This window comes from Exilibacterium tricleocarpae (assembly GCF_007004655.1).
Lineage (GTDB): Bacteria > Pseudomonadota > Gammaproteobacteria > Pseudomonadales > Cellvibrionaceae > Exilibacterium > Exilibacterium tricleocarpae.
The window spans coordinates 207420-229750 of record NZ_ML660095.1; the positions used below are offsets into that span (position 1 = coordinate 207420).

At 58.7% G+C, this 22331-nt stretch carries 17 protein-coding genes; 6 read left to right on the forward strand and 11 right to left on the reverse strand.

Features of this window, described 5'->3' with window-relative positions; all coding sequences use genetic code 11:
• Positions 1-49: 49 nt before the first annotated feature.
• Both FKG94_RS29220 and FKG94_RS15520 read left to right on the forward strand, forming a co-directional pair.
• A complete protein-coding gene (locus FKG94_RS29220) occupies positions 50-1276 on the forward strand; it encodes a bifunctional alpha/beta hydrolase/OsmC family protein (protein WP_142905224.1) in 1227 nt (408 codons plus the stop codon).
• A 634-nt stretch (positions 1277-1910) separates the two neighbouring features.
• Positions 1911-3185, forward strand: coding sequence for a hypothetical protein (locus tag FKG94_RS15520; RefSeq protein ID WP_142905225.1), 1275 nt, complete (start codon positions 1911-1913; stop codon positions 3183-3185).
• A 185-nt stretch (positions 3186-3370) separates the two neighbouring features.
• On the opposite strand, the gene FKG94_RS15525 is transcribed toward FKG94_RS15520, so the two are convergent.
• Entirely contained in the window at positions 3371-5251 is a 1881-nt protein-coding gene (locus FKG94_RS15525; protein ID WP_142905226.1) for an MORN repeat-containing protein, read from the reverse strand.
• A 154-nt stretch (positions 5252-5405) separates the two neighbouring features.
• On the opposite strand from FKG94_RS15525, the gene FKG94_RS15530 reads away from it, so the two are divergent.
• Positions 5406-6149 (forward strand): M48 family metallopeptidase, encoded by a 744-nt coding sequence (locus FKG94_RS15530; protein WP_142905227.1) that lies wholly within the window; start codon positions 5406-5408, stop codon positions 6147-6149.
• A 94-nt stretch (positions 6150-6243) separates the two neighbouring features.
• Positions 6244-6606 carry a DUF2750 domain-containing protein gene (locus tag FKG94_RS15535; RefSeq protein ID WP_142905228.1) on the forward strand — a complete coding sequence of 121 codons (363 nt, stop codon included), beginning with the start codon at positions 6244-6246 and terminating at the stop codon, positions 6604-6606.
• Positions 6607-6618: 12 nt separating this feature from the next.
• Here the strand turns inward: FKG94_RS15535 and FKG94_RS15540 are convergent, their stop codons facing one another.
• The 6 genes from FKG94_RS15540 to FKG94_RS15565 all read right to left on the reverse strand — a co-directional run bounded on the left by FKG94_RS15540 (position 6619) and on the right by FKG94_RS15565 (position 13126).
• The gene (locus tag FKG94_RS15540) at positions 6619-7143 is read right to left on the reverse strand and encodes a peroxiredoxin family protein (RefSeq protein ID WP_142905229.1); all 525 of its coding nucleotides are present in this window, start codon (positions 7141-7143) and stop codon (positions 6619-6621) included.
• A 128-nt stretch (positions 7144-7271) separates the two neighbouring features.
• A complete protein-coding gene (gene selD / locus FKG94_RS15545) occupies positions 7272-9482 on the reverse strand; it encodes a selenide, water dikinase SelD (protein ID WP_142905230.1) in 2211 nt (736 codons plus the stop codon).
• A 232-nt stretch (positions 9483-9714) separates the two neighbouring features.
• Positions 9715-10050, reverse strand: a complete 336-nt coding sequence (locus FKG94_RS15550; RefSeq protein WP_142905231.1) for a hypothetical protein — start codon at positions 10048-10050, stop codon at positions 9715-9717.
• Positions 10051-10244: 194 nt separating this feature from the next.
• Positions 10245-11396 carry a tRNA 2-selenouridine(34) synthase MnmH gene (mnmH, locus tag FKG94_RS15555; protein WP_142905232.1) on the reverse strand — a complete coding sequence of 384 codons (1152 nt, stop codon included), beginning with the start codon at positions 11394-11396 and terminating at the stop codon, positions 10245-10247.
• Between the two features lie 98 nt (positions 11397-11494).
• Entirely contained in the window at positions 11495-12256 is a 762-nt protein-coding gene (locus FKG94_RS15560; RefSeq protein ID WP_142905233.1) for a DUF481 domain-containing protein, read from the reverse strand.
• 45 nt (positions 12257-12301) lie between these two features.
• Positions 12302-13126: a mechanosensitive ion channel family protein gene (locus FKG94_RS15565; protein WP_142905234.1), complete on the reverse strand. Its 825-nt coding sequence runs from the start codon at positions 13124-13126 to the stop codon at positions 12302-12304.
• Positions 13127-13361: 235 nt separating this feature from the next.
• On the opposite strand from FKG94_RS15565, the gene FKG94_RS15570 reads away from it, so the two are divergent.
• Positions 13362-15221: a lipase maturation factor family protein gene (locus FKG94_RS15570; RefSeq protein WP_142905235.1), complete on the forward strand. Its 1860-nt coding sequence runs from the start codon at positions 13362-13364 to the stop codon at positions 15219-15221.
• Positions 15222-15442: 221 nt separating this feature from the next.
• Here the strand turns inward: FKG94_RS15570 and FKG94_RS15575 are convergent, their stop codons facing one another.
• Positions 15443-16294, reverse strand: a complete 852-nt coding sequence (locus FKG94_RS15575) for an isocitrate lyase/PEP mutase family protein (RefSeq protein WP_142905236.1) — start codon at positions 16292-16294, stop codon at positions 15443-15445.
• A gap of 122 nt (positions 16295-16416) precedes the next feature.
• Here FKG94_RS15575 and FKG94_RS15580 point away from each other — a divergent pair, with 122 nt between their 5' ends.
• Positions 16417-17313: a LysR family transcriptional regulator gene (locus tag FKG94_RS15580; RefSeq protein WP_142905237.1), complete on the forward strand. Its 897-nt coding sequence runs from the start codon at positions 16417-16419 to the stop codon at positions 17311-17313.
• 281 nt (positions 17314-17594) lie between these two features.
• Here FKG94_RS15580 and FKG94_RS15585 read toward each other — a convergent pair whose 3' ends face one another.
• The 3 genes from FKG94_RS15585 to FKG94_RS15595 are packed head-to-tail and all read right to left on the reverse strand — an operon-like array spanning position 17595 to position 21628.
• Complete coding sequence (locus FKG94_RS15585; RefSeq protein ID WP_425460049.1) at positions 17595-19343, reverse strand: alpha-amylase family glycosyl hydrolase; 1749 nt, start codon at positions 19341-19343, stop codon at positions 17595-17597.
• Entirely contained in the window at positions 19340-20563 is a 1224-nt protein-coding gene (locus FKG94_RS15590; RefSeq protein WP_142905238.1) for a glycosyltransferase family protein, read from the reverse strand. The genes FKG94_RS15585 and FKG94_RS15590 overlap by 4 nt, the downstream gene beginning before the upstream one ends.
• A 33-nt stretch (positions 20564-20596) precedes the next feature.
• On the reverse strand, positions 20597-21628 hold the full coding sequence (locus tag FKG94_RS15595; protein WP_179957668.1) for an HAD-IIB family hydrolase: 1032 nt from the start codon (positions 21626-21628) through the stop codon (positions 20597-20599).
• Positions 21629-22331: the final 703 nt, after the last annotated feature.

The window sequence follows — 22331 nt, forward strand, 5'->3', positions numbered from 1 at the left end:
TGGGGTATAGTTACCTCCTTATCCCTTATCTACTCCCAGGAGCGTCGATATGTCCGGTAAACGCACTCGAGTCGAATTTCCCGGTTACGATGGCGGCAAACTGGTGGGGTTGCTGGAAACGCCGACCGGTAAAACCCTGGCCTATGTGTTGTTTGCCCACTGTTTTACCTGTGGCAAGGACAGTGCCGCGGCCTCGAGAATTTCCCGGGCGCTGGTTGCTGGGGGTTATGCGGTACTGCGGTTTGACTTTACCGGGCTCGGCGGCAGCGACGGCGATTTTGCCAACACACATTTTTCCTCCAATGTGCAGGACCTGTTGGCCGCGGCGGCCTATCTGCGACAAAACTATCAGGCCCCCGCCATTCTGGTGGGACACAGCTTAGGCGGTGCGGCAGTACTGAGCGCAGCACATCAACTCAGCGAGGTGCGGGGGGTGGCGACCATAGCGGCACCGGCCGACGCCGCCCATGTCGCTAAACAGTTTCACTGTGATATTGCCGCCATTGAAGCCGCCGGCGAGGCGCAGGTGGAACTGGCCGGCAGAACCTTTACCATCAAGAAGAGCTTTCTCGATGATATCGCCGCCCAGGATTCCGCGCATATCGGCGCCTTGCGGGCGTCGCTGTTGTTGTTTCATTCACCGCTGGACACCATGGTTTCGATTGCGGAGGCGGAAAAGATCTATCGCGCCGCCCGTCACCCGAAGAGTTTTCTCAGTTTGGATAAGGCCGACCACCTGCTGAGTAATAAAGCCGACGCCGAGTATGTTGCTGCCTGTATAGCTGCCTGGGCCGGTCGCTTTGTCGAGTCGCAGGCGGCGGTAAGTGAGAGAAAAACGTCGACAATAGAAGCCGGGCAAATAGGCGTGGAGGAGCGCAATCACAAATTTTCCCGCAATGTATTTTCAGATCATCACTTTTGGCTGGCGGATGAGCCGGTAGCGATGGGCGGCGACGATCTGGGACCCGATCCCTATGAACATCTGCTGGCTGCGCTCGGCACCTGTACATCGATGACGATCCGCCTGTATGCCAACCATAAAAAAATACCGCTCGATGATGTTAAGGTGACTTTGTCGCAACGACGTTTACACGGTAAGGATTGTGAGGCCTGCGAGCAGGAAGGCCAGTATATCCAGGAGATCACCCGGCATATTTTTTTAAGTGGCGATTTAAGTGAAGCGCAGCGGCAGCGCATACTGGAGATTGCCGATAAGTGTCCGGTGCATAAAACTCTGCAAGGTAAGGTTGTTATTGATACTGAACTGCGGAGCTAGCTGAAAGCGTATTAACAAACTCTGAATGGATGGTACCACCCGCTACCGGCATCTCCCCGGTTCCGGGTATCGCTGAGGTTTGTAGTGGGATTGGTGCCATACCGGCAGTAGATCGGCTTTGCGTCGAACCAAAAGACACTATTGACCAGAAGCCAGTTTCAACCCCAGCGCACTGAGAATACCGGCGGCAATCCGATCTGGGTTGAGCCCGCCAGAGCTACACCTTCTACTGATTCCCTCCCGCCGACGTCAGGTTCATCCTATGGTAAGGCCCTTATCGATATCCAGGCTGCGTGCGTAACAAAAAATAGTCTTTGATGCTGCATATAGTTATAAAGGGTTTGAGATAAAAGCGCTGTGCGACTTGTTTTTTGATGTAAGATAAATGGTCCATTCAGCACACTGACATTTAGCGAAGCGAAACCGGTAAACGGCCGGAGCGGGCGCCTCGGCATGTGTTGACATAGGGTTTTTGGTGACGGAAAGAAATAGGCGTCACTAATACCATAAACAGCCGGTAGCGCTGCCTGCGAAGATATGTGTAGATTGTTCTCAGTTAAGCGAACAGCTCGGCACTAACAAAAAGTCCGATAAATAGTCCGATACCACCAATAAAGATCCCGGGAGGTCATCGATGAAAAATCGACACGTAACGAACAGGCCGTTAAAGCAGCTTGCTTATCTAATCGGGTTGCTTTTTCCACTTTGGGTGCAGCTTGCGTCGGCCACCTCCATCTACTGCTCGAGCCTCGATCTGCAGGAACGCTACGACCAGGCTCACAGTATACTGGTTGCCAAAGTGCTTGCCTGTTCGACATCACAGGAATATGTCCAAATAACGCAAACCTGTGATATCCATGTCACCGAAATAGTCAAGGGTAAAGCACTTGACACCATCAGCTACCATAGTTTTGATGGTCATGACCCCCTGGCAGTCGGTGAGATGTATTTACTGTTCCTTGATAGTAATGACAGTGCAGGTGTTTGCAGTGGCGCAGGTATAGTGGACCCCAAGGCGCGGGAGGTGTCCAAAAGAGAAATGTTTGAAGCCCTTAAATCGGGGAGCGCCAGTGAAACAAACCGGCGCGCGGTCGCCTATCATATGCGCCAGCAGTTGCAACGACTGCGTGACTACCGCGACGGGAAACGTAGTTACCTGAAGGAACACTGGATATTTGAAGATAACGGCTGCAGTTGTAATCTGAGGCAAATCACCACCGCATCTACTCAGCCAAAAATCAACGTCAGAGTTATGTACGGTGAAGACCTGCACGATTGGATTTCGACGCCGGCAACGCCCGTCGAGCAAATTTTTCCTCAGGCAGGGGAGCGCCCGAAGCCAGCGCCCGGCGGTGTTAGTGTATTAGTCCGTATGCCGTCGGGAAGTCGTATTAAAAATAAACCGGGTGAACTGATTATCGAGGGCACACGCTATTTACTCGAACCCTGGTTGGCGGAAATCAGCTCGCCAATGGGGCCGATAGAGTACCGGTATCCGATCAGCATCTATAAGCTCGACGGCGAAGCCGCTGAAGCTGTTCTGGCACGACTGGGGCGGCAGCCTAAAATAAGTTTTCTCGCCCATACCGATGACGTCAACGACAAAGGCGGAGTTTTGGTCTACAGAGGCAATGGCGCGGCGCGGCCTTCCATCGCTACTGCTGTTACGGTCCGGGACTCTGGTAAAGGCAATTTTCCGGCTACTTACACCGTTTTCGCACCTGCCGCTGGTGACGAACTAAGCAACAAAGGCAGCGTGCGGTCGAGTACCGCGGATACCGATAGCGCTGTCCAACCGCCGGCCAGTGTCGATAAGGTTCACGAGTATCCAATTGACACATTGGGTATTGAAGAGGCGCTCGCAGAATTTCTCGCCTGCAGGGAGAGATTGCCTTCGATGCCACAATAGTGATTTCTTTATGACACGACGGACACTGTGACGCAGCGACAAGCGCCGGATTTTATTCAGTGCCGTGCATCAGCTACCCGGAGTTAGCACGGGTAGCTGACCTCGATGGGGCGACACCCGTTGCGCAACCCGGGTCGACGCCGCTTTTACAGCATCGTCCCGGATCTGCTGTGAAGTCGGCAGTTTCACCGCCGGCAGCGACCGAGCTTACTGCTGCCGTCGGGCCGGTAACAGGTACCCTTGCGGGTCGGCTTACCCTCGGCAAACAGGCCCTCGAAACGACTGCCGTCGGTGGACCAGTAAACGCCCTGGCCGCTGGCGACGCCCTCCTGATAGGCGCCGCTATACTTAGCCCCCGAGGCCCAGATCATGGTGCCCTCTCCGTGCATAAGGCTGTTCTTGAACTGCCCCTTGTAGGCATCGCCGCTGGCATAGGTGATCTTGCCGATGCCGTTGGGTTGGGTATTGCTGACCTGGCCGATATAGTGGGTGCCGTTGGGCCAGGTAATCGTGGTGACGCCGATGGAGTTGCCGTGCTGCCATTTGCCTTCGATACGGGCGCCGTTGTTCAGGTTCATAACGCCGTCGCCGTGCATGGCATCATCGGCCCAGCCGCCTTCGTAGTTCACGCCGGACGCCCACAGGTAGCGACCCTGCCCGTGTCTTTTGCCGGCTTTGCACCCGCCCTGGTAGCGCCCGCCATCGGGGTAGTCGATAGTGCACGGCTTTGCCGCCGCCGGGCCCGATGACTGTGCCGCACCGCCGCCGGATAGCTGGCTGCCGTTGTACAACATCACGGCCAGCAGCCACACGGCGATAACCGCGCCGCCGTAGCGCAGCAGCTTTTTGATCCGGGCGGGCCTGCGCGGTGCGGCGGGACCGGCAGCCGGTGCCTGGGATGGGTCCAGTGCGGCAACCGGCGGCGGCTGAGATACCGGGTCTACGCCGGTTTCGATTTCGTGGCCTATGCTTTCAGTTTCGGTCTCGGCTTTGGTCTGGTTTTCGACATTGGCCTGGTTTTCGACATTGGCTTTGGTGTCGGTCGCGACTTTCGGCTCGATCTCAACTTCGGTCGGACCCTCGACTTCGGGCCGGTCCCCAACTTCAGACTTAACCTCAAGCGCCGGGTCTATCCGGTTTTGCGCAGGTGTTGTTGCCGGCGTTAAAACCTCTGCTTTAAAGCCCATCAGCGTGGCTATTTCTTTATCGACAGGCGATAGACTGGCGTAGACTTCTTGCACATCCATCAAGTCCGGATGTGGGCTTTGTAATGTGGCAGACGCCGGCGCCGCAACCGGGGGGACGGCACTGTCGCTTGCGGTTATACCGGCGGCGGTAAACGAAACGATGGTGGTGCCGTCGACGGTTTTCAATTGATTGCGAGGCGATTTAAAACTGACCTTGATCTGGTTGCCGCCGTCGAGTGTCTCCCACAGCTCCAGCCAGAGTTCGGTGGCCGCGCTGCCGGTAGGGTTGAAATAAGCTTTGGTGACCGTCAACCAGCGGTCGCTCAGTTCGGCTCGGAAATCTCTCGCGTCCAGCTTCTGGTAAATATCCAGCTCTCTTGCCAGTTGGACCTTCACCTTTTTGGCGGTGGCGCCGGTGATGGTGGCTTTAGCGCCGGATACCACTTTGCCGCCGCCGTTGGTGTCGCCCGCGCCGGCGCCTGCCAGGGGGGCCAGCGCCGCGCCGTCGCGCAGGCGGGTGACAATGTCGAACGGCTCCACCGGCTCTTCGCGGTTCAGGGAACACATCAACCACTGGATCGGGTGATAGCCCACCGCCACCTCGGTGGCGGTGGGCAGCACGCGGTCCACCAGCACGGTGATCAGCGACCAGGATGACCCCGCTTGTATTGGCGACTGTAGATGCGCAGCCTGAATAGCGGCGTTCTTGCCTTTGATTTTTACTGAGAAGTCTTCTTCGGAAGGCTGGATATCCCGATCCAACAGGCGATTGTAGACGATAAACAGGCGCCTGCCTTCGGTCAGGCAGGCGACGACCTGTGCCGTGCTCTGCGTCACATTGCGCTCGGCGTCAATATCTCCGCCATGGGATAGTGTCATCTATTATCAGGCGCCTCTTGCTGCCACAGACGATGGCGAATTCATAATGTGCCCAGGGCACCGACCGTGACATTTTAACTCGAAGCTTACAGCGAAACCGTGACGCCTTCAAAGTGAGGTACAATAACCGCTTCGCGCCTGCTGAGTTTGCACTATGCCCCGCCGCCTAGCCCGTCTGCAAATCACCGAGATCCCCGTACCCGCCAAAGCACTGCTCGGCTACGACTACATCCTGAAGTTGTCGCCGCGGCGGCGCAGTATCAGCCTGGAGGTCGATGCCGGCGGGATCACGGTGCGGGCTCCCAAAGGCGTCGATCAGCGGCAGTTGCAGGCGTGGCTGCTGCAGCGGCGCGACTGGGTGTTGCAAAAGCAGCGACAGTTGCAGGTGCGCTCGAGTCAGATAGTGGCGCCCGAGTATGTCGAGGGCGGCCGCTTTCGATGGCTGGGCGAGTCCTATCGGCTGGTTCTGCGATCCGCACGGCGCACGGCGGTGGACCTGCAGGGCGATCAGTTGCTGGTTACCTGCGGCAGTCGCGCCGGTGGAGAGGCGTGGTTGCGCCGGGTGCTGGCGGACTGGTATCGGGACCGTGCGCTGGCGTTGCTAACCGAGAAGACCCACGCCTGTGCCCGGCGTCTGGGGGTGTCCGTCGCAGCGGTAACCCTGCGCCTGACCAAAACCAAGTGGGGGCACTGCACCCGCGCCGGCAAAATCCAGTTCAACTGGTTGATTGTGCTGGCCCCGGAGCCGGTGGTGGATTACCTGGTGGTGCATGAAGTCTGCCACCGGCGTTATCTGGATCACAGCGCCGCTTATTGGCGGCTGGTGGAGTCACTGTGCCCGGATTATCGCCGGCACCGGCAGTGGTTGCGCGAGTGGGGGCACACACTCATCTTGTGAAAGAGCAAAACCTGCGGCGGTGGCCGCCATCAACACCAGAGTAAAGTAATCTGAAGTCCCCACGCATAAGACAGAGACAAGGCTGGCGCGCGTTATGGAACCGTTATCGGAAAGTATCGAAGAAAACTACGACCGCTTTATTGTCGAAGCGCTTGAGACGGGTTGTGTCTGGGGCCTCGAAGGCCCCGATGGTTGGGCCCTGTGTCCCTCGGAAAAATATCCCGATTCCGATGTGCTGCCGTTTTGGTCGCAACCGGAATTTGCCCAGGGCCACTGTGTCGATGAGTGGGTCGACTACCGCGCGGTACCGGTGTCGCTGGAAGAGCTGTTGGAGGACTGGTTGCCGGGGATGCACAACGATGTCCTGCTCGCCGGGATCAACTGGACCGCGGATATGGTCGGCTCAGAGGTAGAACCCCTTGATCTGCTGCGTGATATCGAGGCGGAATTGCGCTGAGCCGGTGCCCGCTTACGGCTCGGCGCTAACCGGTGTGCGAATCTCGGTAAAGGTTTTACGGATGGCTGCTACCACCTCCGTCGGTTTGCTGCCTTTGGCGCGGATGTAGCGAATGGTTTTATCGGGCCCTATCATAAACAGACCCGGCGTGCCCATGACGCCATAGCGCTTGGCGACACGCTCGGCGTTGAGCACCAGTTTAAAACCGAAGTCGTGGGTTTTCATATGGGCAAGGGGGTCGCCGTCTTCCCAGATATTGAGCGCGTAAAACTTGATCGGTTCGTCTTTCAGTTCCCTGCGCAAGGCTTCCAGCTCCGGCATCAGGGCACTGCAATAGGGGCACCAGGTGGCCCAGAAGAGCACGACCGCGGTGTGGTCATTGCAGCTCTCGTAAAAGGAAACATGTTTGCCCTTGGTATCGGGCAGTATCCAGTCCGGTGCCTTGGACCCCACGGCAAGGGGTTTACCCGCCTGGACGTTGACGCTGACAGCAAAGATCAGCCATAGGCAAATACCTGTAAATCGTAGTTGTGCCATGGTGAGTAGAATATGACCTCGTAAGAAAAAGCGTCTGCAACCGGAGCTTCGCTATCGTGCTACTTAAGATAGAGTAACCCCGAAATGGTTCCCCTGTGCCCCAGTGGCCGCGCAATATAGGCCGGGTTTCACTGGAGCCCGACGAACGGGGTCAAATCAGTAGCGGCCACCTCGCCGATTACCCGTGCGTCTTTATAACCGGCATTGCGCAGAGTGGCAAGGCAGTCGGCAACTTGACCGCTCGGTACACTGGCCAGCAGGCCGCCGGCGGTCTGGGGGTCGAACAGCAGCGGATAGGCGGGGTGGCGCAACCAGATTTCCCGATCCTGGATCAACTCGCCGGCCTGTTGATTGTGCGGATGCAGGCTGCTGCGATAGCCGCGGACCGCGCAGTTGGCAGCGCCGGGCAGCAGCGGCAGGGCGTCGATAGCGATTGTCACCCGGCAGCCGCTGCCGGTCAGCATCTCCCGCAGATGGCCCAGTAGACCAAAGCCGGTGATATCGGTACAGGCGCTGGCGCCGTGGCGCTGCAAAATACCTGCAGCGCCGGCGTTGGATTGCTCCATGTGTGCCAGCGCCCGGGCCACCCAGTCGCCGCTGGCGGCGCCCTGCATAAAAGCTGCAAACAGCATACCGCTGCCCAGGGGTTTGGTCAGTATCAGCCGGTCGCCGGCGCGCATACCGCGCTTGTGCATAAGGGGTTTGGCGGCAATACCGTTGACGCAAAAACCCAGGCTGAGTTCGGCGCCCTCGCCGGTGTGTCCACCGATCAGCGTGCAATTGTGATGACTTAACACCGACAGGGCGCCGGCCAGTAGCTGGTACAGGTCCCGCTCCAGCACCGGCGCGGCGCTGTGGGGCAGAATGGCGATGGCCAGGGCGCTGTGGGGTTGGGCGTGCACGGCAAACAAATCGCTCATGGCATGCAGTGCGGCGATGCGGCCGGTGCGATAGGGGTCGTCGATCAGGGCGCGGAAGAAATCCACGCTTTGCAGCAACTGTGATTGTGGCGGCAGTGTTACCGCCACGGCGTCGTCGCTGCCCGGTTCGAGTTTGAACGCGGGTTCGGCCTGCAACCGGTTCAACACCCGTGTCAATATGTCCGCTCCCACTTTGGCGCCGCAGCCGTTGCAGCGCATGTCCTCGCCGCGGGCGCCGGCAACTGCCGGTGCGGCCATCGAGCGCGCCGGCACTTGGGTAAAGCGGCGCATAAACTGCCGGTCGATATGGTCTTTCCAATGCCACACCCAGCGTCCCGCCAGTTTCACGGGTCCGCGGCTGGCGAGGGCGTAGCGGTCGCCGCAGGTAAGGAGGCTGAGGAAGCGCCGCTGCGGGTGAAAGGGCCGCAGTTTTTTTTGCCGGCTAAAACGGCTCAGGTTTTGAAACAGCACCGGGCCCTGGCGCACTGCAAACACGCCGGCTTTCGGGCGCGGGTCGTCCGCCAGATGGGCGACATCGCCGCTGGCAAAAACCCAGGGATGGCTGGTGGATTGCAGGTAGCGGTTCACTTCCACGAATCCCTTGGCGTCTGTTTTCAGGCCGGACTCGCCCGGCCAGGCCGGTGCCCCGGCGTCGGTGCACCAGAAGATCTCCTGCAGTGGCAGCAGTCGGTCGTGTTGGTCGATAACCCCTGCGCCGGTGACGCTGCACACTGTGAAGTTGGGATGCACTTGTATATGCCGGCGGCGCAACCGCGCAGCCAGGCCGCGCTGCACGGCTGGCGGATAACCTTCAGGCAAACCCTCTCCCTTCTGGATCAGGTGAAAGCGCAGGGCCGCTGCAATCTTCTTATCGCGACTGAGCGCGTAGTGCATGGCTTGGATCAGCTCCACACCGGCGGCGCCACCGCCCACCACGCCGATGTCGAGCGTTTGCTCATCTGCCACCTGCAGGCGTTCGCGCAGTGCCTGCCACCGGCGCTGAAAACTGGCGATGGGTTTGACGGGCGTGCTGTGTTCGCGGGCGCCGGGTACCGACAGGTTGGGTGTGATACCGCAGTTGATGGCGACCAGATCGGCTTCCAGGGCAGGGCGATCGGACAGCAGCACCCGTTTGCGCTCCAGGTCCAGGCGCGTGACCGTCGCCTGGATAAAGCGCACCCGCGCCAGCCGGCACAGGTTCAGCAGGTCGATATGCAGATCGGCGCTGTCGTAGTGCCCGGCGACCAGGCCGGGCAGCATGCCCGAGTAAGGGGTGGTTACCTGTGGCGATACCAGGGTCAGGCGGACGCCCGGCGTCGGGCGCATCGCCCACCGGCGCAAGACGAGCGCATGGCTGTGGCCGCCGCCGATCAGTATGATGTCTTTGTCGATGATAGGGTCGGCGGTGGATGCGTGCATGGCGACATTATGCTGTTCACCTGCACCCGGCGTCCAGCCCGGATATTGCCGGGTCTCGGACCGACCCGTTGTCTGGGTTTTCGCGCCGCAACCGCGGGCATCAGGTGCTGCGGCGCCTGTGAGATCGAACGAAAATCAGGCAAGTGGGCGCGGGTAAAACCTGTGTCGATCGTTGGAATACCCGTTTTGGCAGGTGCCGGTGTTATTGTCCGCAGGTTGGTGTATCGCGCAGTCAGGGGAGGCCGTCGTTGGCCAGGTTGATATCGTCGTTGACAAAACCGAAGAGAAACTCATGTTGGATATCTTCTCTGCTGGTGCCGGCGTAGGCGTCGAGTTCGGCCAGCGAGGCAAATGCCGGTGTCAGGGCGGCGGTTGGCACTGTGCGATATTCGCCCGTCACCAGCACGAATTGTGGCTCCGTACTGCCGGCCAGGCGAATTTCGAGAATGCGAAAGTCAAACTCGCTGCGCAATTGTTGCAGGTTGGGAAATACTGAGGGTTGGTCCCGGAGCAGGTGAATCTCCCGACCGCCGAGCAAATCTGTGTTTTCTACCGGAGATGAAGACATATCCGCCCCATTGCCCGAGTGTGGAACTGGAATTACACCACAGCCGTTTGCCCGCCGAAAGTGATTGAACTCACAATAAAGCCGCAAACAGTACTGCGGGACTGGTTTACAGCGGTTCCGGGGTGGCTTGCCCGGGCAGGCGCAGCTCTTGGGCAACCCCCTCGCGCAACCGGCGCCTGCAAGGGGTTCAGTTATTACAATGGCGACAGCGGCGCAGTGTTGCGATGACTGCAGCCAGGTAAGCCGCCAGACTCTGCGGCGTTCTGCGCCCAGGCTATCACCTCCTCGCGGTCGCCGCGAAAAACAACGTCGCCGCGCCGTTTATCCAGTTGATAGGCGTACATGGGATCGTAGTATTCGCGCAACAGCAACGCCACGCCTTCGCGGTAGCCCTCGGCGCTGCCGGTCTGGCGGAGATGGGCCGCTGCCGCGGTAAAGCTGGCGGATAAAAACCGGTGGCGCTGATCGCCGAGCCGTTTTTTGATGCGATCGAGACTGGCCTGTATCCCGGTCTGGAACCTGGCGACAGCGGTGTCATCGCCGTATGTCGGGTCGCGGGGCGCCAGACTCATGATGTAGTCGTCGATAATCTGTTGCACCCGTTCCTCGAGCGGGTGTTCAAGCACCGCGATGGGGGACTGCCTCATCGCGCTTTGCAAACCCGGCGGCAGGGTGAGTTTGCCGATCAGGCGCCCCTCATCCTCGACAAATACCGGTTGCGGGTCGCGGTGGTGCAGCCGCAACCAGTCGATACTGAGGGCGTTTTCGAAATCGATCTGGGCAGGCTGGCCGCCGGGCAGGCCGCCGAACGCGGAGCCGCGATGGTTGGCCCTGCCCTCCAGATCGAGCGCCCGCGGCAGGGCCCGGATGACCGCTGTTTTACCACTGCCGGTGGGGCCGCTCAACAAGATCAACCGGGCGTTGCCGCAGGCATGTTCCAGTTGCTGCAGCAGAAAGCGCCGCATTGCTTTGTAACCGCCGCGTACCAGCGGGTAGTCGACGCCGGTCTCGGCTAAAAGCTGCTGGCTCAGGCGCGAGCGCAAACCGCCGCGAAAGCAATACAGATAGCCATGGGGGTGGCGCCGGCAAAAGTCCCGCCAGGCCGTCTGTCGCTGTTGGCGGATTGCCGCCGTGGCCAGTTCCCAGCCGAGTGCGATGGCGGCCTCCTGCCCCTGCTCTTTATAGCGTATGCCGATGGCCCGGCGCTGGTCGTTGTCGAGCAGCGGGATATTTTCACTGGTGGGAAAGGCGCCCCGGGCGAACTCGACCGGCGCGCGCACATCCAGCAGCGGGGTGTCGGTGAGAAACAGGTCGCGGAAATTTTCCGTATCGGCGCGGGCGGACATAGTCGGCGAATCAGTGGTCGTGGCGGCCGGTTATTCTATCACAGGCGCTGGCGGGCCCGTGAATCGGGCCGCGGCGGCAGCCCTTCACGGTCGGGCCTTCAGAATGAATAAACCAGGGTCACCGTTGATTCGGTATCGGTTTTTTCCGTGTCGTCCGGGACCTCGCTGTTGTTGGTGATCGTCAGGCCGAGTTTCATACTGAGCGAGCCGTTGATCTGCGTGGTGAGGCTGGTTTCGGCAATGGTGCGGGTATTGTCCGCCCCCGCCTCGGTGCTGATCTTTTGCACGAACTTGGCGTTTTCACTGATATCCCAGCGAAAATTGGCCGAGGCGCGCAAAATAACATCCTCGATCTCCTCACCGTCGGATTGTTCACCGAAGGCGTAACCGGGGCCGATATCGGCATCCAGCGATGTGTGGGTGGTTTCCAGCAGCCGCCGGCCGTAACCGGCGGCGATGATGGTGTACTCACTCACCCCGGCAAATTTATCGTCGGTGTGTGAGCCGAACAGAAACAACTTGCTCTTATCGTCTTCGAGACGCCGGTTACCTTTGGCGGAAAGAAAATACTTCTCAGCAGTTTTTTCCGTTTCCTCCTCGCCGGTGGTATCGTCGGTGACCTGGTCCTCCTTGAACAACACATCGAACTGGTATTCATTGTTCCAGTTTTCCAGTGCCTGCTCTACTTCAAGCCCCCCTTTTACAGACGTACTCTCGGTATTGCCGGAGGTGACAATCACCCCCAGCTCCGCCGCTCCGCTCCAGACCTCGTCTTGGTCCTGATTGGCAATACTGGGGCCGTGCCAGGCGCATATTGCCATGGCGACGAGGTTGGTTGCCGTAAAGCGCGATTTATTCATTGAAGCAAACTCCTTAACGTTATTATCCCAAGGTGATTGAGGGGGTCAGTCGCCGGTCTGGCTTTGCATATGCACTTCCATCTGCGGGAAGGGAATACTGATATTGTTTTCGTCCAGCTTCAGCTTGATGGTTTCCATTAAATCGAAGTGCGTCGGCCAGTAGTCTGCTGTATTGACCCAGGGACGTACGGCAAAATTCACCGATGAGTCGGCCAGTTCCACCACCGCCACTGTCGGTGCGGGCTCTTCAAGGATGGCGGGATGGCCGGCGACGATATTGTTCAATATCTGCTTGGCCTGCTGCAGGTCGGCATCATAGCCTACTCCGATAACGAGATCGATACGCCGCGTGGGCGATGTGGAATAGTTGGTGATAGGCGCTCCGGTAATCAGGCTGTTGGGCAGGATGATTACCTTATTGTCGGGCGTCTTCAGCACGGTGGAGAAGATCTCGATCTTGTGCACGGAGCCCGAGACTCCACCGGCCTCGACAAAATCGCCGGCCTTGAAAGGGCGGAACAAAATGATTAGTACGCCAGATGCAAAGTTGGCCAGCGACCCTTGCAGCGCCAGGCCGACAGCCAGTCCGGCGGCACCGAGAATAGCGATGAACGAAGTGGTCTCTATGCCCACATGACCGAAGGCTACCAGCACGGTTGCCGCCAGTATCAAAGCGTAGACGATACTGGAGAGGAAGGCGCCCACAGCCCTGTCCACCTGGCGGCGGCCGAGCGCTTTTTGCATCAGGCCCGACACGGTTTTGGCGAGCCAGCGACCGATAAAAATAATGGCCAGGGCCACGACGATTTTTACGATATAGGCCAGTATCAGGCCGCTGTTATTTTCCAGCCATTGTGCTGTAAATTCCATAATAGTCTCCCACGGCTGCTAGAATCAGTCCGAAAAGATGGTTAGAGATGACAAAATCTGGGGTTGTGTTTTTGGGTTTCACTTTGGTCAGCATTGTTGTAGCCGACGTCTGGGAAAATAGCAAATTCGTCGCTGTGCTGGTGACAGCGCCCGCCGGAGGCGGGACAATGGCGACATATACCACGACCTACAGGGGGGAGCCGGGCACGGCAATCCCGCAAGACGCCGGGTGGCTATGACTACTGCAACTCTACTCTACGATGGTGACTGCGCTTTTTGTCGCTACTGCGTCAACTACGCCCGGGCCCGCACCGGTGACAAGGTTGACTACCAGCCCTATCAAACAGCGCGCCGGCACCTTGCTTCACTGAGCGAAGCGGATTGCCGGGCGGCTATTCAGTTGCTTTACGGTGACAGCCGTTATCAGGGTGCCGGCGCCGCTTTTCGCGTGCTGGCCATCGGGGGCAGTGCCCTCTGGTGGTGGGCCTATCGGTATCTGCCCGGCTTTGCGCCGTTGAGTGAAGCGCTCTATCGCTGGGTGTCCCGCCATCGCCGGGCGGCGCATCGCGTCAGTCGCTGGTGTTGGGGCGATACCTGGATGCCGGCGCGATTCGAGGTGACAGCCCGGTGGTTTTTGCGGCTGCTGGGGGTGATTTACCTGTTCGCCTTCGCCTCGCTGGGGTGGCAGATACTGGGCTTGGTGGGCAGCGGTGGTCTGGCGCCGCTCGATCCCTATTTACAGGCGGTGACCGAGGCTTATGGCACCGAGGGTTACCGGCTGCTGCCGACCCTGTTCTGGTTTGCCCCCGGCGATGGCGCGCTGGTGGCGGCAACCCTGGCCGGGGGTTGCCTGGCGTTGCTGGTGATTTTCAACCGCTGGGTGTTGTTGTCGCTGTTCGGCTGTTACTGCCTCTACCTGTCTCTGGTGCACGCGGGGCAGGACTTTACCCGCTTCCAATGGGATATGCTGTTGCTGGAGTGCGGCTTTGCGGCATTGCTGCTGTGGTACTCGCGGCCGCTGGGCATCTGGCTGCTGCGCTGGCTGATGTTTCGCTTTATGTGGATGTCGGGCCTGGCAAAAGTCACCAGCGGGGATTTCAGCTGGGCCAACTGGACGGCGCTCACCTACCATTTTGAAACCCAGCCGCTGCCGACGCCGCTGGCCTGGTATGCCCATCATTTGCCCGACTATCTGCTCAAGGGGGCGACCGGCCTGACACTGGTCGTCGAGTTGATCATACCGTTTTTTATTTTCCTGCCGCGCCGCCCGCGCCAGTTTGCCGCCGCGGTATTTGCGCTGCTGCAGGTGTTGATTCTGCTGACCGGTAATTATACGTTTTTCAACCTCCTGACCCTGGCGCTGTGCCTGGTGCTGTTGGACGACCGGGCATTGCAGCGCTTGGGTTTCGGGAAGCTGCGCCTGGGGTTCGGGCCAAAAGACTTAACACCTGCGCCGCCGGTGCGTCGTTCAAAGCTTGGGCGCGGGTTGGTTGGTGCTGTGGCGGCGGTCGTATTCAGTGTGGGAATAGGTCATATCTGGACGCAGGCTTTCAAGCGTCTACCGGGATCGCCGTTGGCCGATATTATGCGGGCTGCGCATCCGTTCCATATAAGCAATCGCTACGGACTGTTTGCGATTATGACCCAGACGCGGCCGGAGATCGTCATCGAGGGCTCCAGTGACGGGATCAACTGGCAGGCTTACACGTTTCGTTACAAGCCCGGCGACCCGAACAAGGAATTGAGCTGGAATATCCCCCATCAACCGCGCCTGGACTGGCAGCTCTGGTTTGCGGGTTTGGATGGCGAGGCCGATGAGCTGTGGTTTGAAACCCTGTTGATTCGGTTGCTGCAGGGTAACCAGAGTGTGTTGGCGTTGTTTGGAGATTCCCCCTTTACCCGCCAACCGCCGCTGTATGTGCGGGCGCGCCTGTTTCTTTACACCTATAAAGACGTTGTCGCCCGGGAAGTGGGCACAGGCGTGTGGCAGCGGCAGGACCTGGGCGAGTTTTACAGTCCCATGCGCCTGGCCGATACCGGCGACTACCTCTATCGCCAGTCCATTTCGGAGCAGAAAAGGCGTATAGAACTGTGAATTGATCGCGACATGGCAGGCCGGTGCAACAGCGCCGCCACGCTAATCCCCGGCCTGTTCGACGGACGCTAAATCAGTTTTTCTTTCATGGTAAGGCCCTTTCGCAGAGATGGTGTGAAACAGCACCCTGGCCGAATGCCGATCGCGGGTACCGAGGCGGCGTTTTGAGTGCGCTTACCGTAAACAACGATTGAGCCGTCGTCTTGATTGCGGCCTGGTGGCTAATTTTTTGCCAAAAGCCTGTTTATTCGCTCTTGGGGCAGTTGCCGTTCGGCGAAGGTGAACGTTCCCCGTGTCGCCATCTCCTGTGCCGCCTGCGCAACCAGCGCCAGGCTGGCCCGGGCCAGGCTGCCGCCGATACTGATACGCCTGACACCCAGGTTTTGCAACTGCTGCCGATTCAGGTCGTTACCTGTAAGCCCCATCACGACATTGAGCGGTGCGTCAATCTCCTCTACCAGGGCGGCGATGGTTGCAGCATCGCTGACGCCGGGTATAAACAGGCAATCGGCGCCGGCTTCGGCATAACGATTGGCTCTGTGGATGGATTCCCGCAAAGCGTCGGCCGCACCGACCAGAAAGCCGTCGGTGCGACCGTTGAGCGTAAACGCGATGCCGCTGGCGGTGGCCGCCTCGCGGGCGGCAATCAGGTGTTCGACGGCCCGTTCGCACTCGAGCAGAGGCGCGTGCGGATTGCCGGTAAAATCTTCGATATTGGCGCCGACGGCACCCGCGGCAATGGCGTGGGTGATGGTCTTGGCGACCTCGGTTGCCGTTGTGCCGTAGCCCGCCTCCAGATCCGCATTTACCGGGACATCCACCGCTGCGGCTATTGCCGCCACGCGGTCGATCATCCTCTTGCGATCCATACGTCGAGGGTTGCCGGCACTGGTGTGGTCCGGACATCCCAGTGAAAATGCAATGCCGGCGCTGGTCGTGCCAATGCTGCTAAAGCCGGCCGCCGCCAGCAACCGGGCGCTGGCGATATCCCAGGCGTTTGGCATAATAAAGCAGCCGTCGGTGCGATGCTGTGCGGCGAACTTTGCGGCCTTGTCCTTTTGGTTTTTGATCATTGCGACGGTCCCCGTTCAGTGACAGTGTATTACTCTATTGGTCGAGGGCGTCAGTATTCAGAATTCATCGGCCCTGGTCTAATGCAACTTTTTGATGGCACCCATCAGGTATTTTTATTGCTATGGAACTCAGTCAACTGGAGGCCTTCGTCGCTATCGCCGAAGCAAAAGGTTTTTCGAAGGCGGCCAATAAGCTCAACCTGACCCAGCCGGCCATCAGTCGCCGTATCCGCCAGTTGGAAGATATGCTGGGCGCCTCACTGTTTGACAGAATCGCCACCGGCGTTGTGTTGACCGAACCCGGGGAAAGTTTTTTACCCTATGCGCGCCGGGCTATTGCCAGTGTCAGAGATGGCGTCGACATTGTGCGCGACGGACTGGCGCAGGCTCGTGGCGCTGTCTCCTGTGCCCTGGTCGGGACGCTGGCGAGCACCGGAATCACCGATGCCATGCACGCCTACTGCCGGGCTTATCCGCAGGTGGAGCTGACACTGCGCACCGCCTCGAGCGCCGTGGTAAGCACGCTGGTGCTGAACGGCGAGGTGAATCTGGGAGTGCGTTATTTCGACGATCCGAATCCGGATTTGAAGCGAATACTCCTGGGGGACGAGCGAGTGGTACCGGTGGCAGCGGGAGACGTTGGCGATCAAACGCAAGCGTCAGTGCCGCTGTCACAGCTTTATAAAAAATGGTTGTCATTTCCTCTCGAACAGCATGCTGCGCAGTTCAACTATCCGGTACTGTTGCGCCGGCAGGTTTTGCAGGCTGGTATTGAGGGGGTCGAGTTTGTCGATGTCGATAGCCTTACTGCCCAAAAACGTATGATTGAGGCGGGCTTCGGTTGCGGCCTGCTGCCGTTGAGCAGTATGCAGGAGGAGTTGGATCGCGGCACCCTGAGAGTGCTGGATTGGCCGCAACTGTGCACTGGCATTCCTGTTTATCTCATCTATAGGTCCCGCGCCTATATAAGCCCGGCGCTTCAGTGTTTGGTAACCGCGCTGCAAACGGCAACGTTATGATCGGCGTTTGAATCCAATCAGTTGTTGAATACCGTTAAAAGCCTCGCCGATACTGTAGTTAATGTAACCCAAATAACTGCTATAGATATGGAGGGCACAACTATACCGGCCCTGGCTGCTGGTGGTGTAGGTTTTCAGTGGCGCCTTTTGGCGGTGGGGTGTTCCCGCCATTATTCCGGTTGAGTTTCTGTCCAAAGTGCCCCTCGCGCAGGCTTCCCTGTTGGTCGGCCTGGAGCGAACTCAGGTCGTTTTGTGGTTGTCTCGTAGGGCGTGACGATAAATCAACGATTGCTGATCCACACACACTGGTACGGCCGCAGAGTTATCGTGTCCTGTAAGTTCGAGTAACGTTCACCGCTGATTAAGTCGTGCCAGTCGTCGAGCTCAATCAGATTAATGTCAGCAAGCGGCACGGTCTGTGTGACATCGCTGATATTGTGCAGGCAGAAAATACTCTGGCCACGGTTGCTGCTCTGGCGCCAGAAGGCAAAAATAGCGCTGCCGACATGCATGGTGAATTGGGTGGCATTGGGGTGAAAGGCGGCCTGCCCGCGGCGAATGGTGATCATAGTTTGCAACCGCTCGAATACTTCCCGGTGCTGCCCGTCGGGGTCGCTCAGGGCCGCTTCGAGTCTACCGATATCCCATTGATGCCGGTTGATGGAGCGGTTCTGGCTGGTGTGCTCCAGGCGCTGATAGTCGTTCCGGGTGCCAAACAAGCTGTGGATATAGAATGCGGGAATTCCCTCCAGTGCCAGCATAATGGTGTGGGCGCAGATAAAACGCTCCAGCTGCAAACCGTCGTCTGCACAGGCAAGTGTACCTTTGAGGGCGTCAAACAGCGCGATATTGATTTCATAAGGCCGGTTCTCCCCGCTTTCCAGGGCGCGCCAGGATATCCGGCCGCCGAAGCGTTGCATCAGCCCGGCCAGTCGGTCTATTTCCTCGGTGGAGAGCAGGCCCTCGGCGGGCCGCAGACCGATGCCGTCGTGAGAGGCGAGAAAGTTCAGGTAAGCGGTGCCGTTTTGCGCCGGCGGCATGCTCATCATCCAGGTTTTAAGGTGGCGGGCATCGCCGCAGACCAGGGCGTGCAGCAACAGCGGCGGCAGTGAGAAGTTATAAATTACATGGGCCTCGTTGGCATTGCCGAAGTAGGCCAGGTTCTCGCGGTTGGGGATATTGGTTTCGGTGATAATGATGGCGTTTTTGTCGCAGTGCTCGATCAGTGTGCGCAGCAGGCGCACCATTTCGTGGGTCTCGGGCAGGTTGATGCTGCTGGTCGTCGGGTCTTTCCAGAGAAAGGCGATGGCGTCGAGGCGAAACAACTTGACACCGGCGTCCAGATACTGGCGAATAATGCGCGCAAACTCGATCAACACCGCCGGGTTGCGAAAGTTGAGATCGACCTGGTCGTGGCTGAAGGTGCACCACACGTGGCGTTGGCCGGCGAGGGTTTCCACGGCTTTCAGCAGTGGCGACGTGCGCGGTCGTACCACCCGGCTCAGATCGGTGCCGGCGTCCGCCTCGACAAAGTAGTCCTGACCGGGGTCCAGCCGCGCCTTGAAGTTCTCAAACCAGCGGCTGCGGGCGGAACAGTGATTGATTACCAGGTCCGCCATCAGGTTATAGTCCCGGGCGATCGCCTTGATATCCCGCCAATCGCCAAGCCCTTCGTTGACTGAGGTGTAGTCAATAACGGAAAACCCATCGTCGGAACTCCACGGGAAAAACGGCAGGATATGAATGCCGTTGATGCTGCCGCGCAGGTGCCGGTTGAAAAACCGATGCAGGGTTTGCAACGGCTTTTCATCGGCGCTGCGGATACTGTCGCCGTAGGTAATCGCAATGATATCGGCCTGATCCCAAAGATTGCCGTGCGGGGTGGGCTGTTCGACAGCCCGGTCCAGGCGCATGGTTGACATAAGCTGCGCGAGTATCGCGTCTGCCGACTGCTCGGGGTAGAGATGTTGCAGGTGTCCCAGTACCCGGTGATGCAGTGTTTCGACCGCCGAGTGAGAAACGCTGCTCACGGCGAAAACTCCTGTATGTCGGCCTCTACCGCCGCCAGGAATTCTTCGCCGAGGTCCGGCAGCGCACTCAAGACGCGGTTCCAACTGGGGATAAACGGTGTCTCCATGGGGTTGTCGAGAAAGTGGATGCCGGCTTTGAGAATATTTTCGGCGAACATTTCGACCGCCTGCTCTTCTTTGTGAATATCGAGATTTAAGCCGTTGATAACGGCGTCGTTATAATAGGTCTCAACGAAATCCAGGGCAATACGGTAGTAGGTGGCTTTTAGGGAGCGGAACGTTTCGGTGGAAAACACCACACCGTTGGTGGCCAGTTTGCGAAACACCGCTTTGCTGATATCGATCGACATCTTTGACAGGCCGGTCTTGTCGTTGTTGGGGGAGAGGTCCTGGTGTTTGTGGTCGTAGATATCGGCGATATCCACCTGGCAGATGCGGTTGGTCGCATAGTTGCGCTTCATTTCCGACAACACGCCGATTTCGAGGCCCCAATCGCTGGGGATACGAATATCGAGCAGGGCATCGCGGCGCAGGGAAAATTCGCCGGCTAAAGGGTAGCGGTAGCTGTCCAGGTATTCCAGGTAGTCCAACTGGCCGATGGTTTTCTTGAGCGCGCGCAACAGCGGCGTGACCAACAGGCGACTGACACGGCCGTTGATCTTGCCGTCCGCCACCCGGGCGTAGTAGCCCTTGCAGAAGGTATAGTTGAAGCTGGGGTTTGCGACCGGGTAAATCAGGCGCGCGAGCAGCCCGCGGTCGTAGGTCAGGATGTCGCAGTCGTGCAGTGCCACGGAGCGCCCGCGACCGGATGCCAATACATAGCCGAAACAAAACCAGACATTGCGCCCTTTGCCCGGCTCGCCCGGCGACAGCCCCTTGTCCACCAGTTTGCGGTGCAGGTTCTGCAGGCGCGGTCCGTCGTTCCAGAGTACCCGGTGGCGCTGTGGCAGGCGGGCGAAAAAACGCAGTGCTTCACGGTACTGCGCCTCGGTGGCGCAGTCGAGACCGATAACGATCTCGTCCAGGTAGGGTACTTCGGTCAGATGCTCGACAATCGCATCCAGGGCCGGTCCCTGTAACTCCGAGTAGAGGCTCGGCAGCACCAGGCTCATAGGCCGGGATTTGGAGAACTGGACCAACTCTGCCTCCAGCGCCTCGAGCGGTCTCTGTGACAGATTGTGCAGGGTGGTGATGACCCCGTTCTGGTAAAAGTCTCCCATCGTTTCTCTCCGAATTCGGTAGTGGCTGTACTGTTAGCGAGCAAGCAGACGGACAGCCGTCAGTACGGCGTCATTCCAACCCTGTGGCCCTGGTTTGTCAGTTAACAGCACTGTCTGCCGGGGCGCCTCTGGGTTTTCAGTACCGGTTTCATCGTTACCGACGTTATCGGTACCATCGTCACGGGCCGGTTGAGTCCTTCTGCCAGAGTTCTCGTCTGTCTCTGTTTCGGTTCGATTCATCCCTGTTGCCTCGCAGTCGTTATCGCCGCGATTCAGCGCGGCCATGGCGTTGGCCGCAGTCTCAACCTCAGTGTCGACAAAGCAAGCCCCGGGCCAAGTTGGCGGCCGGTGGCTGGAGGAGCGCACCAGCACCGGTAAATCGGCGGCCTGCAGCATCGGGATATCGTTCTCGCCGTCGCCAAGCGCCATTACCCTCGGTCTTGGCAGCGGATACTGGTCCGCCAGCCAGTGCATGGCGTGCCCTTTGTCGTTTTTACCCATAATATGAATAAAGCGGCCGCCGCGGGTAAAGTGCAGCCCGCGGTCTTCGATCAACTCAATAAACTCAGTCAGGCTGTCCTCGCTGTCGCGCCATACCAGGGGCTCACTGAATTGGCGCTGGCGCGCGCGCGCGGCGTCCTCTCCGGGCAGGCCGGTGTGGTCTATGATCGCGTCCAGGTCCATATCGCCGAAGCCGGCAAAGTCAAAGCCGCGACTCTCCCGTAGCGCCACGACGGTTGCCCGAATGTCCGCATAAGGTGTACCCAGGGTTTGCAGGTGAAAATCACCCTGGTCCCGGGCGGTTGCCGGCGTAGTGGGGAAATAACCGTGGGGAATAGCCACCCCTGCACCATTTTCGACGATGCAGGGGTGGTTGACACCGATGCGTTGCTGTAGGACGCGGGTCTCCGCCAACGTCTTGCTGGTATTGAAAATCACTGGGATGGCGCGATGTGCAAGCGCCTGCAGGGCCTCGCCGGCGGCTTGCCAGCTGTAGTCGTGGTGATCGAGCAGGGTGCCGTCAAGATCGGTGACGACGATAAGCGGGGGGGCGGGGTTGGCCATAGAATGCCGCTCCATGATTGTGCATCTTTGTGCTCTGCTGCAATTCTGTGCACCAAAGCGGTTACCTGTGCCGGCAGTCCGACTGCCGGCGGCATCATGAGTGTTAGTTCAAGTAACACAGCTAATCACGAACAGTCGATAGACTCAATCGCCGCGACGGGCGCACACCTGAGAACTGGGTTACGCTTTATACTATTTTTCTGAAAAAATGACGCGCCAGTATTGACAAAACTTGAATAGTGATTAGCATCGGTGCTTGCGAAAAACGTTTCGATTGTGGAACCAGGAATTTTGATGAACTTTATTTCCGCCAAATTTATGTCTCAAGTCACGCTGCGCAGCGTGATTTGGGCCTGTGTGCCTGTGCAGGCATACATCGGCTAGCGGCGTCTCCACTCTTGGGAGGCGCAAAAGCCTTCCAGGACATCTATCAGAACATCTTATAGAGAAACCCGGAAGGCAAAAAAGCCAACCGGGTTTTTTTATGCCCACAGTGGGCGGCGGTGTCCCTCGGGGTGCCAATGCCACGGCTACAGGGCTGTAAAAAAGCAGCTAAACCCGGCATTTTTTTATTGTCCCGTTCACTCCGGGGCTGATATGTATTTTGGTTAGAGAAAGCAAAGAGGAGGCCGGCCATGGAGTATTACGAAGATACTGATCTGGAAAATGTCGCCGTATTGAGCAACAACTGAATGGCTTGCGT

Bases quoted from the DNA above. Each gene is read 5' to 3' on its own strand.
- FKG94_RS15540 (WP_142905229.1), bottom strand. From the start codon at position 7,143: ATGGCACAACTACGATTTACAGGTATTTGCCTATGGCTGATCTTTGCT.
- FKG94_RS15570 (WP_142905235.1), top strand. From the start codon at position 13,362: ATGACTACTGCAACTCTACTCTACGATGGTGACTGCGCTTTTTGTCGC.
- FKG94_RS15520 (WP_142905225.1), top strand. From the start codon at position 1,911: ATGAAAAATCGACACGTAACGAACAGGCCGTTAAAGCAGCTTGCTTAT.
- selD (WP_142905230.1), bottom strand. From the start codon at position 9,482: ATGCACGCATCCACCGCCGACCCTATCATCGACAAAGACATCATACTG.
- FKG94_RS15580 (WP_142905237.1), top strand. From the start codon at position 16,417: ATGGAACTCAGTCAACTGGAGGCCTTCGTCGCTATCGCCGAAGCAAAA.
- FKG94_RS15530 (WP_142905227.1), top strand. From the start codon at position 5,406: ATGCCCCGCCGCCTAGCCCGTCTGCAAATCACCGAGATCCCCGTACCC.
- FKG94_RS15525 (WP_142905226.1), bottom strand. From the start codon at position 5,251: ATGACACTATCCCATGGCGGAGATATTGACGCCGAGCGCAATGTGACG.
- FKG94_RS29220 (WP_142905224.1), top strand. From the start codon at position 50: ATGTCCGGTAAACGCACTCGAGTCGAATTTCCCGGTTACGATGGCGGC.
- FKG94_RS15590 (WP_142905238.1), bottom strand. From the start codon at position 20,563: ATGGGAGACTTTTACCAGAACGGGGTCATCACCACCCTGCACAATCTG.
- FKG94_RS15550 (WP_142905231.1), bottom strand. From the start codon at position 10,050: ATGTCTTCATCTCCGGTAGAAAACACAGATTTGCTCGGCGGTCGGGAG.
- FKG94_RS15575 (WP_142905236.1), bottom strand. From the start codon at position 16,294: ATGATCAAAAACCAAAAGGACAAGGCCGCAAAGTTCGCCGCACAGCAT.
- mnmH (WP_142905232.1), bottom strand. From the start codon at position 11,396: ATGTCCGCCCGCGCCGATACGGAAAATTTCCGCGACCTGTTTCTCACC.
- FKG94_RS15565 (WP_142905234.1), bottom strand. From the start codon at position 13,126: ATGGAATTTACAGCACAATGGCTGGAAAATAACAGCGGCCTGATACTG.
- FKG94_RS15595 (WP_179957668.1), bottom strand. From the start codon at position 21,628: ATGGCCAACCCCGCCCCCCCGCTTATCGTCGTCACCGATCTTGACGGC.
- FKG94_RS15560 (WP_142905233.1), bottom strand. From the start codon at position 12,256: ATGAATAAATCGCGCTTTACGGCAACCAACCTCGTCGCCATGGCAATA.
- FKG94_RS15535 (WP_142905228.1), top strand. From the start codon at position 6,244: ATGGAACCGTTATCGGAAAGTATCGAAGAAAACTACGACCGCTTTATT.